Source organism: Tardiphaga sp., assembly GCF_041424195.1.
GTDB lineage: Bacteria > Pseudomonadota > Alphaproteobacteria > Rhizobiales > Xanthobacteraceae > Tardiphaga.
Genome location: NZ_JBGMOE010000038.1, coordinates 107,136 through 120,879, shown reverse-complemented (window position 1 = coordinate 120,879; position 13,744 = coordinate 107,136). Strand labels below are relative to the sequence as shown.

Annotated in this window: 16 protein-coding genes; 7 read left to right on the top strand and 9 right to left on the bottom strand. The window is 60.1% G+C overall.

Annotated features, from left to right (window positions below; translation table 11 throughout):
• The 3 genes from ACEK02_RS05820 to ACEK02_RS05810 all read right to left on the bottom strand — a co-directional run.
• On the bottom strand, nucleotides 1–1,392 hold a 1,392-nt coding region (locus ACEK02_RS05820; RefSeq protein ID WP_371420854.1), incomplete at its 3' end, for a recombinase zinc beta ribbon domain-containing protein.
• Between the two features lie 12 nt (nucleotides 1,393–1,404).
• The gene (locus tag ACEK02_RS05815) at nucleotides 1,405–2,733 is read right to left on the bottom strand and encodes an ATP-binding protein (RefSeq protein ID WP_371420850.1); all 1,329 of its coding nucleotides are present in this window, start codon (nucleotides 2,731–2,733) and stop codon (nucleotides 1,405–1,407) included.
• A gap of 11 nt (nucleotides 2,734–2,744) precedes the next feature.
• Nucleotides 2,745–3,404, bottom strand: coding sequence for a response regulator (locus tag ACEK02_RS05810; protein WP_371420849.1), 660 nt, complete (start codon nucleotides 3,402–3,404; stop codon nucleotides 2,745–2,747).
• 96 nt (nucleotides 3,405–3,500) lie between these two features.
• Between ACEK02_RS05810 and dsbD the strand changes: the two genes are divergently transcribed.
• From dsbD to ACEK02_RS05785, 5 genes are all read left to right on the top strand, one after another.
• Nucleotides 3,501–5,336 carry a protein-disulfide reductase DsbD gene (gene dsbD / locus ACEK02_RS05805; protein ID WP_371420848.1) on the top strand — a complete coding sequence of 612 codons (1,836 nt, stop codon included), beginning with the start codon at nucleotides 3,501–3,503 and terminating at the stop codon, nucleotides 5,334–5,336.
• Nucleotides 5,337–5,338: 2 nt separating this feature from the next.
• Complete coding sequence (locus tag ACEK02_RS05800; RefSeq protein ID WP_371420847.1) at nucleotides 5,339–5,977, top strand: DsbA family protein; 639 nt, start codon at nucleotides 5,339–5,341, stop codon at nucleotides 5,975–5,977.
• 208 nt (nucleotides 5,978–6,185) lie between these two features.
• Nucleotides 6,186–7,235 carry a YeeE/YedE family protein gene (locus ACEK02_RS05795; protein WP_371420846.1) on the top strand — a complete coding sequence of 350 codons (1,050 nt, stop codon included), beginning with the start codon at nucleotides 6,186–6,188 and terminating at the stop codon, nucleotides 7,233–7,235.
• Nucleotides 7,236–7,326: 91 nt separating this feature from the next.
• Entirely contained in the window at nucleotides 7,327–7,800 is a 474-nt protein-coding gene (locus ACEK02_RS05790) for a hypothetical protein (RefSeq protein ID WP_371420845.1), read from the top strand.
• 13 nt (nucleotides 7,801–7,813) lie between these two features.
• Nucleotides 7,814–8,266 carry a DsrE family protein gene (locus tag ACEK02_RS05785; protein WP_371420844.1) on the top strand — a complete coding sequence of 151 codons (453 nt, stop codon included), beginning with the start codon at nucleotides 7,814–7,816 and terminating at the stop codon, nucleotides 8,264–8,266.
• On the opposite strand, the gene ACEK02_RS05780 is transcribed toward ACEK02_RS05785, so the two are convergent.
• From ACEK02_RS05780 to ACEK02_RS05770, 3 genes are all read right to left on the bottom strand, one after another.
• Nucleotides 8,251–9,351 (bottom strand): YeeE/YedE family protein, encoded by a 1,101-nt coding sequence (locus ACEK02_RS05780; protein WP_371420843.1) that lies wholly within the window; start codon nucleotides 9,349–9,351, stop codon nucleotides 8,251–8,253. The genes ACEK02_RS05785 and ACEK02_RS05780 overlap by 16 nt on opposite strands.
• A 72-nt stretch (nucleotides 9,352–9,423) precedes the next feature.
• Entirely contained in the window at nucleotides 9,424–9,801 is a 378-nt protein-coding gene (locus ACEK02_RS05775; protein ID WP_371420842.1) for a metalloregulator ArsR/SmtB family transcription factor, read from the bottom strand.
• A gap of 26 nt (nucleotides 9,802–9,827) precedes the next feature.
• The gene (locus ACEK02_RS05770) at nucleotides 9,828–10,151 is read right to left on the bottom strand and encodes a hypothetical protein (RefSeq protein WP_371420841.1); all 324 of its coding nucleotides are present in this window, start codon (nucleotides 10,149–10,151) and stop codon (nucleotides 9,828–9,830) included.
• A 64-nt stretch (nucleotides 10,152–10,215) separates the two neighbouring features.
• Between ACEK02_RS05770 and ACEK02_RS05765 the strand changes: the two genes are divergently transcribed.
• Both ACEK02_RS05765 and ACEK02_RS05760 read left to right on the top strand, forming a co-directional pair.
• Nucleotides 10,216–11,010, top strand: coding sequence for a cytochrome c biogenesis CcdA family protein (locus ACEK02_RS05765; RefSeq protein WP_371420840.1), 795 nt, complete (start codon nucleotides 10,216–10,218; stop codon nucleotides 11,008–11,010).
• Nucleotides 11,011–11,020: 10 nt separating this feature from the next.
• A complete protein-coding gene (locus tag ACEK02_RS05760) occupies nucleotides 11,021–11,611 on the top strand; it encodes a SoxW family protein (protein ID WP_371420839.1) in 591 nt (196 codons plus the stop codon).
• 2 nt (nucleotides 11,612–11,613) lie between these two features.
• Here the strand turns inward: ACEK02_RS05760 and ACEK02_RS05755 are convergent, their stop codons facing one another.
• Genes ACEK02_RS05755 through soxA form a run of 3 tightly spaced genes read right to left on the bottom strand, consistent with a single transcriptional unit; the run spans nucleotide 11,614 to nucleotide 13,595 of the window.
• Nucleotides 11,614–12,111, bottom strand: coding sequence for a heme-binding protein (locus tag ACEK02_RS05755; RefSeq protein WP_371420838.1), 498 nt, complete (start codon nucleotides 12,109–12,111; stop codon nucleotides 11,614–11,616).
• 29 nt (nucleotides 12,112–12,140) lie between these two features.
• The gene (gene soxX / locus ACEK02_RS05750) at nucleotides 12,141–12,767 is read right to left on the bottom strand and encodes a sulfur oxidation c-type cytochrome SoxX (RefSeq protein WP_371420837.1); all 627 of its coding nucleotides are present in this window, start codon (nucleotides 12,765–12,767) and stop codon (nucleotides 12,141–12,143) included.
• A gap of 9 nt (nucleotides 12,768–12,776) precedes the next feature.
• Nucleotides 12,777–13,595, bottom strand: a complete 819-nt coding sequence (gene soxA / locus ACEK02_RS05745) for a sulfur oxidation c-type cytochrome SoxA (protein ID WP_371420853.1) — start codon at nucleotides 13,593–13,595, stop codon at nucleotides 12,777–12,779.
• Between the last annotated feature and the right edge of the window lie 149 nt (nucleotides 13,596–13,744).

Here is a 13,744-nt window from a genome sequence, read left to right as displayed (position 1 = left end):
TACAACTATTTCAATAACATAAGAGTTCGTAGTTTTATCCCGAATGGCGCGCCATTTGCGTACAAAACCACGAACATTCTCGTTCGCGGTCTGTTTGCCAGCAATGACCGCCTGCAGGACGTCTTTGCAGCCGATAATCCGGACGGTCTTGTCATCGACCTCGATAGCGCTGATTACAGCACGGATGTATGCCTTACGTCCGTTGACATCGCCATTTTCGAGCTTGTCGATCATCAAACGCGCAAATACGTCAATCTTTTCCGCGTCGATGGATATTGCCCTACCGCATTGCGACTGGACCCTGTCGAGGGCAGCCTTAGCCCTTTCGCGCTCCGATTTGAGGTTTGCGGTCCGCTCTCGCAGGATGTCATCGAGCTCAATGATGCCGTCTTCGATCGAGCGATAGAGCCGTCTGAGGCGCTCCTCAGATTCTTGCACTTCATTCTGAAGGGAGCGGAGCCGATCATCGACCGCGTCGTTCTTTGCAGATTGCCGAGTGACCAAGCTCTGCAACAATTCAGCTAGCCGATCCGGCGTAAATAGTCGCTCCTTGAGATTGCTGACGACGATGTCGTCCAGGGTACTTGCAGGAATGTGCCTCCCTTTGCACACGGTCTCCCCCTTCTGGTGGCATCCGGCACAAGAATAATATGAATACGACTTACCCCTCCGATTGGTGCCCGTGCGGGTCATACCCGACCCGCAGGATGCGCAAACGGCAAGACCAGTCAGTAGCGAAGGGCCGTTGACAATCCGTGGGGCCGTCGTCCTCGGATTGTTCTGGCCAAGTTTTGTTCGCACGCGCTCGAAGATTGCCGGTTCAATGAGAACCGGGACCGGGATTTCCACGACCGTCGAAGGGTCGTTCTGTCCGCCATTGCGGGAGTCGCGCTTTCCGTAAGGCCACAAGCCCGTCGCGTAGCAAGTGTTGGTCAATATCTTATGGACTGGACCGACGCCGAAGGTCGAACCACGCCGCGTGCGGTAGCCGTGGCTATTCAGCCATTTCGTTGTCTCCTTGACCCCGAGCGGGCCGGTGCTCCCGTCACCGTCAAGATAGAGCCGGAAGATAAGTTTGACCGTTTCGGCTTCAACGGAATCTATGTCCAGTTTCTTCTTGATCTTTTGACCGCGCCGTTCCGCCTCGACAATTTTGTACCCGATCGGCGGTGTCGCGCCATTCCAGAAGCCCTGCTTAGCGGACTCGCGCATTGCGCGTTTAGTGTTCTTCCCGATTTCACGCGAAGTGTGCTCATCGAACACGCCGATAAGCTGGCGCATGAGTTCTTGCGATGGATCGTCGCCGGTTGGCTGCGTGACCGAGGCTACTTCCACACCGTTCTTACGGAGCTTGCGAACGGCGAGTTCAAGTTCGACACCATTCTGAGATATCGATAGTAAAAGTCATTCATTTGCGATCCTCAGCAACACCATGGATCTAAGACCTGGTCCGCTCCGCTTGTTTTCAAGATGGAGTGACGCGTTAAGCTGGGCGAGAGCGATCTCGACAATCGCCAGTCCGAGGCCACTGCCGGACTGGTTTTGGTGAGGGCCACGATAGAAGCGGGTTCGTACGTGAGCCATGTCCTTCTCCGAAATTCCGGGTCCGTCGTCTTCCACAGCAATCGTGACATTTCGTTCGCCCACGGTTGCGGTCCAGACTATCTTCCCGGGTGTGCCGGCATGATTGATTGCGTTTTCGTACAGATTGCGCAACGCGATCGTCAGGATGTCTCGGTTCGTCCTAAACAAGATCTTGTCGAGCCCGCATCCTACCTCGACGCGCATGTCTGATCTTCTGGGAACGGCCGATACGACATCGTCGATCAACAACCTTAGATCGACGAGATCGTCGAGAGCGACGACGGTCGCGGAATCCAGACCGGCAATGGCAAGAAGTTGGCGAACGAGTCGAGAGGTGCGATCGACGGATATGACAATGTTGCGCAGAGCTCTCTCCCGACCGCCTGGATCGCTCGTCGCGAGCGCAACTTGGGCCTGAATTTTAAGCCCAGCAATCGGTGTCCTCAATTCATGAGCCGCGAAGGCCGTGAAATCCCGCTCGTGCTGTCTCGCTGCCGCGACGCGTGAAAAAAGACTGTTGAGGGATTTGACCAGCGGTACGAGCTCAGGCGGCGACTTGGTCGTATCGAGTTCGCTCAAATCTTCGATGTGCCGGCGCTTGAGATCGGTCGCCATCGTCTGAAGCGGTCGAAGTCCGCGCCCTAGAATGCTCCAAGTGAGAATTCCGAGTAGCGGTAGGATGAAGAGTGCAGGCCACAGCAAGCCGCGAATGAGGTCGGTCACCAATCGCTCTCGAAGACCGAGCCGATCGCCGACGAGCACCCGGATGTTTTTGACGGTGTCGGAGACGGCAAAAACACGCCATCTTTCCCCATTGACCAGCTGATCGGAAAGACCGTCCCGCTGCGGACTGAGGCTGTCGTCGGGAGCCGCGCTGGATCGCGCGACGAGCCGTCCGTCGAACGACCATATCTGGCAGGAAAGCTGGCGGTCGTAATTGGTGCCGGGACTGTCAGGTAAAAGTCCGTCGCCGGATGCGATTGAAGGATTGGCGGAGGCGAGCGAACTGACCATTCGGGCCGCCTCCTGCAGCCGAGTATCGAGAACGTGCTCTACCTGGGCTCGCGTCTGAAAGAAGATCCAGACGCTGGCAGACGCCCAGATAAGTCCCGTTGCCGCGACCAGGACTGAGAACAGTCTACCCTTCATCGAAGTCATCATCATGGTGTACGCATGCGGTATCCCGCACCCCGCACCGTCTCGATCGCGTCACGTCCGATCTTGCTCCGGAGATTGTGGATGTGAACTTCGACGGCGTTGCTTTCGACTTCTTCCTGCCAGCCGTACAGTTGATCCTCGAGGAAGTCTTTCGAGCGTATCGTGCCGGGACGTTCCATCAATGACGCCAGCACCGCAAACTCGCGCCTGGACAGATGGATGAGTTTGTCAGCGACGTGAACCTCGAGGGAGGCGGGATTCAGTATGATCCGACCATGCAGGAGATTCGGCTGGGTCCGTCCCGCCCTTCGTCGAACGATCGCCCGAAGCCGGGCGCCAAGTTCTTCGAGATCGAACGGCTTGCCGAGATGATCGTCGGCGCCTCGGTCCAGGCCATTCACGCGATCCCTGATCTCGTCCAAAGCGGTCAGTAGAAGCACGGGCGTCTCATTACCCTCGGCACGGATCCGCGCGAGCAGATCCAGTCCCGACCCGTCGGGGAGCATGACATCGAGGATGACCGCGTCGAATGTCGAGGTCGATAGGGCGGCATACCCATCGGCGCAATTCCCGACGGCATCCACGATATCTCCCGATAGACGCAGTCCAGCCTGAATGCCGTCGAGCAGTATGACCTCGTCTTCGATCAGCAGAATTCTCATCACGCCCTCGTTATGTCGAAAGGCTCAGTCGCAGGCGGTGCTTAAGGCTGCCTTAAGGTGCGCAACCGATCACCCTTCTAGTCGATGGGGATCAAAATGCATAAGTGGCTCTTGAGGATTGCGATCGCCGTGGTTCTTTCGCCGATCGCTAATGCGACGGCGTTCGCGCAACAACCTCCCGCTGCGGAACAGGTGTTCAAGCTGGCCGTGTCGCGTGATGCCGATCAGGCCCTGCGCCTGGAATGGACCATCTCGCCGGGCAATTATCTCTATCGCGACAAGATCACCGTGACGCGTTCCGACGGATTTCCGTTGGAGACCGACACACCCCGCGGCGAGCATAAGGATGATCCGTCCTTCGGAGAGACGCAGGTCTATCACCGAACGGCCTACGCCGTGGTGGAGCCCTCGGCGTCGCCGCCAAACGGTACACTAACGGTTTCATATCAGGGGTGTGCCGAACAGGGCATCTGCTATCCGCCGCTCATGCGCACGGTCGATTTGGCGTCGTTGAGGGTGATCGATCCGGTAAAGAATGCCAGACCCGAAACGTCGCCGAGCGACGAGTGGATTTCCAGCGAGCCCGGCACTCCATTTGTCGACACTTCCGGAACGACCGACGAACAAGCCGTTCTCAGGGGCAGCTGGACGTCGACTATTTTCTCGTTTCTGGGTTTCGGCCTCCTTTTGGCTTTCACACCTTGCATGTTTCCGATGATCCCGATTCTGTCAGGAATACTGGCGCAATCGGGCGGGCGGTTGACGGCTCGCCGAGGGGCTGCGCTGTCGATTGCCTACGTGGTCGCAATGGCGACTGCCTATGCCGCGCTTGGAGTGGCCGTTGCGTGGTCCGGTCAGAATTTGCAGGCCGCCTTGCAGACGCCGCTCGCCATCGGAATGATGAGCGCCGTCTTCGTCGCGCTCGCGCTCTCCATGTTCGGATTCTACGATCTGCAGCTTCCGCAAGCGTGGCAATCCCGGCTGTCCGGCGCGGACATGGGGCGCAGCGGCTCCATCTTGGGCGCTGGGATCATGGGCTTTGGATCGGCGCTGATCGTCGGCCCCTGTGTCACCCCACCTCTCGCTGCGGCTCTCGTCTATGTCGCGCAGACGGCAGACGTTGTCCGGGGCGCTGCGGCCTTGTTCGCGCTCGGCCTCGGCATGGGCCTGCCGTTGGTCGCATATGGGACGTTCGGGGCGGGTGCCATTCCGAAGCCGGGCCCGTGGCTCTCCGTCGTCAAGCACGTATTCGGTCTCGTCTTTGTCGGCATGGCTATCTGGATCCTGTCCCGTGTCGTTCCCCAATGGGCGACGCTCTTCCTCGCTGGCCTATTATTTGTGGCGCTTGGCGTCGCACTCCTGATGAATTTCCTGCGGCGTCGGAAAGCGGCAGGCGCGTGGCCGTCGGCGATACTTGCCGTAAGCCTGATGGCGCTGATCCCGGGTGCACTCGCGATCGTGGGATCGGTGAACGGGCCGTCCGTCCGTGTCTTCGAGATGGTAGGCCTATCGACCGGGCCCGATGGAAACGCCGAAGCGTCACCGTACGAGCGGGTCACGACGACGCAAGCCTTGGATCTGGCCCTCGGACAAGCACGCCAGAAGGGCAAGGCCGTTGTCCTGGATTTCACGGCCGATTGGTGCGTCGAGTGCAAGATCATGGATCGGACGGTCTTCGGTAATCCTGAAGTCGCAGAACGCCTCCGCGACGTCGTGCTGATCAGAGCGGATGCGACCGATTACAACGACGACACGAGAAAGCTGATGAGCCGGTTCGATGTCGTCGGGCCTCCAACGGTTCTCTTCATGAAATCCCGAGCCACCTCCGAAATACCGGACACGAGAATCATCGGTCCCGCCGACGCTCGGACTTTCCTGGCCCGCCTCGATCGCTTGCATCCATCCACAACGCTTACGAAATCCGGAGAATGAACATGCTTCGAAAACTTCTCATGACTTGCGCGATCCGACTGGCTCTCTCGCTGGCGCTCCTGATGCCGACCGGTTTTTCTTCATTCGCTCAAGGTGCGGATACATCTTCAGAGGCCATCCTCAACGACCCTTCGGCGCCGGCTGGAGGAAATCCGAACGGTAACCTGACCATCGTCACGTTCTTCGATTACAACTGTCCGTTCTGCAAGAAGGCCGAACCCGATCTCGAGCGCGTGGTGAAGGAAGATGGGCAGATCCGCCTCGTCTATAAGGACTGGCCGATCCTGACGAAAGCGTCCGTCTACGGGGCGAGGATGGCGCTCGCAGCGAAATACCAAGGGAAATACGACGCCGTCCACTCCGCGTTGATGGCGATCCCGGGTCCCAAGATTCCCGAAGAGCGGATGCTCGATGCCATCCAGCGATCCGGCGTCGACATGCCGCTGCTCGAGACCGATCTGAAGAACCATGCCGACGAGATCGATGAGATGCTGAAGAAGCATCTTGCTCAGGCCGACTCGCTGGATCTGCGTGGTACACCGGCCTACATCGTGGGTCGATTTCGGGTCGCGTCGGCCCTGACCTACGTCCAGTTCAAGCAAGCTGTGGCCGACGCGCGGAAGCAGGCTGCCAAGAAGTGAGGATGGCGGCCCGTGTCTTCGTTTGCCGTTCAGCGAGTTGGTGTAGCAAATTTGACCTCAAGCGGCCGATCAGAGGGAAAACAATGCTCGAATAGTCTCGAGCGATGGACGAGTTTGCTTATTTCAGAACGGATATGGACGCGCGAATGGTCGGGAGATAACTCCTCGAATGCAAAGGCTGCACGTTTGACGTTCTCGAGGAGCCGTCGTGTTCAATATTCCGGTGCTTTCAGGATTTGCGATCGGGTTGGTCTTCGGCTGCATCGGTCAGGCGAGCGGGTTCTGCCTACTCAGCAGCGTGCGCGGCTGGTGGATGAAGGACGACGGCGTGCGTATTCGCAGTTTCGCCATTGCCGTCGCCGTCGCGATCGCGGGGACGCAACTTTTTGCGGAAACCGGCGTCGTCGAGATTGCCAAATCGCTCTATCTGCAACCAACTTTTTCCGCGCCCGTGATCTTCGCCGGTGGCTTGCTGTTCGGCCTGGGTATGGTGCTCGCCAATGGCTGCGCCTCGCGTGCTTTGGTGCTGCTTGGAAAGGGCAATCTGCGATCGTTGGTGGTGATCGCGATCATCGCAATTTTCGCGCAGATGACGTTGAAGGGTCTGCTTGCGCCGTTGCGTCTGGCTGCAATCCAAGTGTCGCAGGTCACTCCGAGCGCGGTGTCCGCGCCGGCGCTGCTCTCGTCGATGGGACTCGATGCGTCGGTCGCGCGATTTATCGTTACGGCCATCCTATGCGCTGCGCTGCTCGTCTTCGCGTTCTCGGACCGCGCGTTTCGCCGCAGCTACGGTCAGATGGCGGCCGGTGCGGCCGTCGGCGGATTAGTGCTTGCGGGCTGGCTTGCGACCGGATGGCTCGGTGCCGACGAGTTCAATCCCCTTCCTGTCGTGTCGCTGACATTCATTTCGCCGATCGCCGACACGGTTCAGTACGCGATGCTGTCGACCGGCATGACCGCGAATTTCGGCATCGCGCTGGTCGCGGGCGTGTTCATCGGCAGCCTGCTCACGGCGATCGGCTCAGGAAAATTCGAACTCGAAGGCTTCACGTCCCCGAACCATATGCTGCGCTCGATTGCCGGCGCGGCCCTGATGGGCATCGGCGGCGCGATGGCATTCGGCTGTTCGATCGGACAAGGCCTGACCGGTTTGTCCACGCTGGCGATTCCGTCCTTCGCGGCTGCAGCCGGCATTCTGGCGGGTGCAGCGGTCGGCCTACGCGGTCCAGTGGTTCTGCCCGCTCTTGCAGTGCGGTAACTTTTCCTGCGGCTTCGCTGTGGTCAGCATCGCGTCGATCTCATAAGACATACGTCGACGGTCATGTCGTGTGGCCGGTCGAGGCCCGCCGATGATCCATCGACGAAAATTCTTGCAGATGTCGTCGAGCGCTTTCACTGCGCTGGCTGCCGCTCCGGTGCATGCACAGACGACGCCGGCCGTTCGGAAATCAAATCCGGACAAGCCGTTCGCCACCCATTTCATCGCGCTGCAATTGTCGGATGCCGATCCGAAGAAGCAGCGGCTCGTGCTGAGCGTCGCCAGCAATCTCATCAAGGAATATGGCCCGGACAATATCGCGGTCGAAGTGGTCGCATTCGGTCCGGGAATCGTACTGTTGACGGACACGAGTGAGTTTCGTGCCTTGGTCGACAGCCTGGTCACCCAAGGCATTCGCTTCGATGTCTGCGGCAATACGCTCGACACCATCGAGCGCGAGACCGGATCCCGTCCGAAGATCAACCCGAACGCCGTCGAGGTTCAGGTCGGTGTCGGACAATTGTTGTCGCTGAGCGAAACCGGATACACGATCGTCCGCCCCTGACATGGAGAATGACATGCGAATTCTACGTAATGCGATGGCAGCCATTTGCGTGCTGGCCGTACTGGCAACGCCGGCCTTGGCAGCCGATCCGAAGGAACACCGCGTGTCGATCCAGGTCGACCAGAACGATCCCGACGTGATGAATCTCGCGCTGAACAACGCGACCAACATCATGGAGCAGTACAAGTCGAAGGGCGAAACGGTCCAGATCGAACTGGTGACCTACGGGCCGGGGCTGCACATGCTGCGCGCGGACACGTCGCCGGTAAAGGATCGGATCAAGCAAATCGCCGATGCGAGCTTCCCGTCAAACATCAAGTTCTCTGCCTGCGGGAATACCAAAGAGGGCATGGAGAAACGTGAAGGCAAAGCGATCAGCATCATCTCGCAAGCGGAGATCGTGCCGTCCGGCGCGGTGCGGTTGATCGAATTGCAGGAGCAGGGCTGGAGTTATCTGCGGCCCTGAATGAGGCGGGTCCATCCGCGCCGCACGATGTCGCGCGGCGAACCTTCGATCAGGATGGCGATCCCGATCCGCGCGCCGAGCATCATGCCGCCGACCGCCAAAGGCCATGACAAAGCCAGCATCGATCCGGCGGTGAGGCCTTGCCCGATGGTGCAGCCGCCCGCGAGAATGCCGCCGAAGCCCATCAGCACGGCGCCAGTGAGGTGACGACGCATCTCGCGATCGTCATCGAATGCCTCCCATTGCAGTTCGGCCGAACGCCAGGCGGCCAGACACGATCCGGAAATGACGCCGAACACGCTGCCGACGCCGAAATCCGCTAAATTCGCGACGTTGAGCAACCCGGCGAAAACGGCCTTCCCGATGGTCGACACGAAGGTGAGGCTCTGCGGACGCGGCGGCCCGGCGAAATCGTCACGAACGAAGAGCGTGACGAGCCATCCGGCGATCACCAGAAGCCCAAGTGCAAAGCCTGCCGACAGCAAACGCGGCGTGCGGCGTAACCTTTTATCGCCGAGCGCTAACCAGCACAGCGCGGTCCCCAGACCCGCCGCGATCACCGCGCGGGCATCGATCGCGAGTAGCCACGATGACAGCGATGCGATGTCGGCCGTCGTGCCATCTGGCATCGCCACCGCGAGACGTTCGAGAACCACGATCCGGAAACTCGCGAAGATTCCGCGCAGCGCGGCGAATGCGACGGCACCCAGCACCAGAACGACGATGAGGCTGCGCAGATCGCCGGCTCCGAGGCGCACCAGCGATCCGAATCCGCAGGTGCCGACCAAGGCCATTCCAACGCCGAACAAGACGCTGCCGATCACGATCGCGACAATCGGCAGACTTGCCGGCGTATAGGTGGAAAGCGATGGATCGAACAGGCCACTGACGATTAACGCTTGCGTGCCGAGAATGGCAACGCCGAGCGCCAGGCCGAAGATGCGCAGACGGCGGGTGTCACCGCCCATCATAGCGTCTTCGATCGCGCCGAACGAACACAAACGCGCATGACGAACCGCGAAACCGGCGATCATGCCAACGACGAAGCCGCCGAGCGCCTGTGCCCAGGCAGACATATCCTGCATGGACTTTCCTTCCCTGTCCGGTGAACGGCTTGGCCTTACGGGCCGCCATCCATCCGTCCGCCGTCCGGCAGATTATTTTTTGCCTGTCGTTTCTGCCGGCGCACAGAAGATATCGTACACGACGGAAATCACGCGGCGCACATCCTCGTTGGCCAGGCTGTAGTAGATCGTCTTGCCGTCGCGGCGGGTATCGACCATTCCGTCGTAGCGCAGCCGAGCGAGTTGTTGCGACACGGCGGACTGTCGCAGCGAGAGGATGTTTTCGAGTTCGGTGACCGAGCGGTCGCGCTCGGCGAGCAGGCACAGCAGCAGCAGACGGTTTTCGTGGGACAGTGCCTTGAGGAAATTGCTGGCTTTGCGAGCCTTGCGCATCAACTGATCGAGTTCAGGCGAGTATTCCGCGCCGTCGCGCAATTCGGCTTCGAGAGCGGATGGGAGAATGGACGTCATTGTTACCGGCGTTGTGAGCGGAAGGATCAGGTGTGATCAGGCGCGGCCTGGACAAGAGCGGCGAACTTGCCGAGCAGGCCCCAGAACGACATGTCATTGGTGTAGCCGCTGATGCGTCCGATCTCGTGGCCTTTGTCGATCACCACGAAGGTCGGCGTGTAGATCACAGGAGACGCGAGCGTGATGTCGGTCGGCTTGTCGCGGTCGATGTCGACGCGACGCAACGGGAGCACTTTGGCCTCGTCCGTTTTGTCATAGATCGGCGCGATCTCGCGGTCCCAGCGCTGGCACCACACGCAGCCGGCGCGCTCGAACATCACGAGCTCGGACGCCTGCGCGATGCGGCTCATGGAGAGCGATGCAGCGAGGACAGCCGATGCAATGACTAGAGTTTCTATGCGCGAAGTATGAAACATGTGCTATATATACACGCATTCGAATGTTTCTGCCAGCGCCGGTCGATCCGTAGTGTCATCTATTTCATTCCTAGGCGCATTGGGTGCGGGGCTGCTGTCTTTTCTGTCGCCCTGCGTGCTGCCGTTGGTACCGCCGTATCTGTGCTTCCTCGCCGGCATCAGCCTCAACGATCTGACGCGCCAGGATAAGCGATCGGGTTGGAGACCGAACGGCCGGGTCGTCGCGCTGGCCATTGCGTTCGTGCTGGGTTTCGCGACCGTCTTTGTTGCGCTCGGCGCGTCGGCGTCGCTGATCGGAAAGACCGTGACCGCGCATTTCCAGACACTCGGCATCATTGCCGGCGTCTTGGTCGTCCTGCTCGGCCTGCATTTTCTAGGCATTATCAGGATCGGTGTTCTGTTTCGCGAGGCGCGCTTCCAGACGGTGCGTAGGCCCGCCGGCTTTGTCGGGGCGTATCTGGTCGGGCTCGCTTTTGCCTTCGGCTGGACGCCTTGCGTCGGCCCGGTGCTCGCAGCGATCCTGATGGTCGCCGGCGTCGAAGGCTCGGCCGTGCGCGGCGCGCTGTTGCTTGGAGCCTACGCGCTCGGCATTGGCATCCCGTTTCTGTTGGCGTCCTTGTTTTCCGGACCATTCATGCGTCTGATGGTCCGATTGCGAGGCCACATGCGCGCGATCGAAATGGCGATCGGCGGCGCGTTGGTAATAACGGGCGTGCTGTTCCTGACCAGCGGGATGCCGCAGATCGCAGGATGGCTGCTGGAAACGTTTCCCGCTTTCGGATCGATCGGATGAGGAGGCCGTGATGTTTGATCCAAGGCAATCACTGACGCGGCGACATGCGCTCGCGGCCATCGGCGTCGCTGCTCTCGGCGTTCGGTCCGCCTCGTCGGCCCTGGCGAAAGCCAGCCTAAGCGATGACGGGCTCTATCAGATGGACTGGTATCTGGAGAGCTTCCTCGACCTTTCGGACGACCTTGCGGGCGCGACGGCGAAAGGCAAACGCTTCGCGATCATGTGGGGCCTGAAGGGTTGTCCGGCCTGCAAGCGGATGCACACGGTTCATATGATGGACCCGAAGATCGAAAATTATGTCCGCGACAATTTCGAGATCCTGCATCTCAACCATATCGGCGCGCGCGAGGTGACCGATTTCGATGGCCGCAGGCGCGGCGAGAAGTCCGTCGGCGAATCCTATGGCATCCGCTTCACGCCGACGATCCAGTTCTTCCCGGAATCAGCGGAGGGTCTTGCCGCAAAAACGGGGCAGGCGCGAGAAGTGGCGCGCATGCCGGGATTGCTTGAGCCGAATGACTTTCTTGCGATGTTTCGCTACGTCCGAGAGGAGGGTTACGAGCAATCCTCGTTTCCGGACTGGCTGAAGCGGCAGGCCTGACGTCAGAAATCGAGCTTGTCTTGGACGGCTGCGATGCCCGCTTTCGCGCAAGCTTCGTCAGCATCCCCGCCCGGCGCGCCGGAGACTCCGATGGCACCTAGCACGCTGCCACCGGCCTCGATCACAACTCCGCCGCCGATGATGACGACATTCGGCAGGTTTCGTAGTCCGGCCTGCATCATGCCGGGCTGGCTGATGGCGTTGAGGTCGGTGGTGGTGCTACGGAAGGTTGCCGAGGTCCAAGCCTTGCCGGTCGCGGTCGGCGGCGTGTGCGGACCGGCGAACCGATCGCGCAGCAGCACCTGCGGCTGGCCGAAACGGTCGACGACCGACACTGCGACCTGAAAGCCGCGCTTCTGGCAATCAGCCAAGGCAACGCGCGCCGCGTCGAGCGCGAGGTCGAGACTGAGCGATTTGTAGGTGACCGTCGCCTCCTGCGCATGCGCCGACATCGGCGTAAAGCCGGCTATGGCCGATAATAGAAGCAGGCGCATGATCATGGTCGGCCCTTTCTTAATTGGCGGCGACGTCACTTGTTGATCGGCGACACGGGATCGAACAGGAAGGCGACGATGTCCTTGATCTGCTGCTCTTTCAGCACCTTGTTTGCACCGAAGCGCGGCATGTTGGAGCACGCCAGTACGGCTTGGGAATCGTACACCTTCGTGTAGGCATCCTTGATCGCAGCAGCGTCGTATTTTCGGTCCTTGCCGTAATTCGTCAGGCTGGGGCCAAGCGTGCCGTAGCTCACTTCCTTCTGCTCCATCTGATGACAAGCGTAGCAATTGCCGCCGGCGACCGTATCCGGCGGATCGGAGAACTGTCCGCCACGGCCATTATTGGCGATCTTCGCGCCTTCTCTCCAGTCACCCAGAAACTTTCCGTCGGCGGGATAGACGACGCGCATCATCTCGCGTGCGGTGATCTTGTCGGCCTCTGCGCTCGACACGTCGTTATGCGCCGCGTTACAGGCTTTCAGCGTTTCATCCGGTATGATCCGGTCCTGCCATTCCTTAGGAGCCTTGCCGAAGGTGGACTGGATGTACTTGTCGACGATCGCCGGATCGATCGGCTTTTTCGTGTTCTGCGCGAATGCAGCGAGCGGCAGAGACGCACTGACCGCGATGAGCGCGGCAAATTTGAAAAACGGTTCCATGTTGCGCTCCTATCGCTTGATCGAGGGGACGTTGATTTCGCCGCCGGCCGCCTGCTGCTGCAGGAACGACGTCAGCGCCGTGATGCCGTCCGAACCATATTCCGGCACCGGCCAGCGTTGCTGACGGAAGCAGTCCCACAGCCTGTGCTGCATGGTCCGCAGCGCGCCCTGCGACACGCGGTAGGTCGGCCAGCCGCCCATCGTCTCCTGCGCCTGCTTGCCGGGCTTGGAGAAGTTAGGAAGGCCTTGCAGCCGGATGCGCTTGCCTTCGTCGGCATGGCATGTCGCGCAGGAGAAATCGTTGACGCCGCCGCGGCGATAGAACATCGCCTCGCCGACCGCGGCCATCTCCTGTTCTTTCGGATGGCTAAGCGGGATATCGATCTTCATGCCCGTCGATTTGTTGGCGATGAAGGCGACGAGATCCTCCATGTCGGAGGCGCGGCCGGGACCCGAAAAGCGACGCGCGATCACGTCCTTAGTGTCGAGACCCTGCACCTTGTCCATGCACCACAGCAGACGCTGCTCGAGATCCATGACCCGGTCGGCATCCGCGAAATAACGCGGAAGTTTCGCAAAGGCGCCGTCGAGCTTGCCCGCGCCCACGCCGAGGTCGCAGGTTTCGAGCGATACATTTTTCGTGCCGCGCGCTTCGCTCCACAAGGCTTCGCCGCGATCGACCGCGAGAAAGCCCGGGTTCGACATCGGATCGGAGATCATCTCGCGATAGCGCTCGATTTCCTTTTCGCTGGCATCCTGCGCGCGCGCTGCCGTGTCACAACTGACAAGCAGCAATAGCGCCGCCGCCATCCGCCATGGGGCTTTCATCATCGGTCGTCCCTCCACCAGATCGCCGTCTCTGCGGCGATCAATCTTTTAGATCGTCTTTACATTCAAGAAAAACGATATAATGATGTGTGCAGATAAGATAGATCGGCCTTGCACTCGTCAAGCGATACTATCGTCAGGGACGAAGC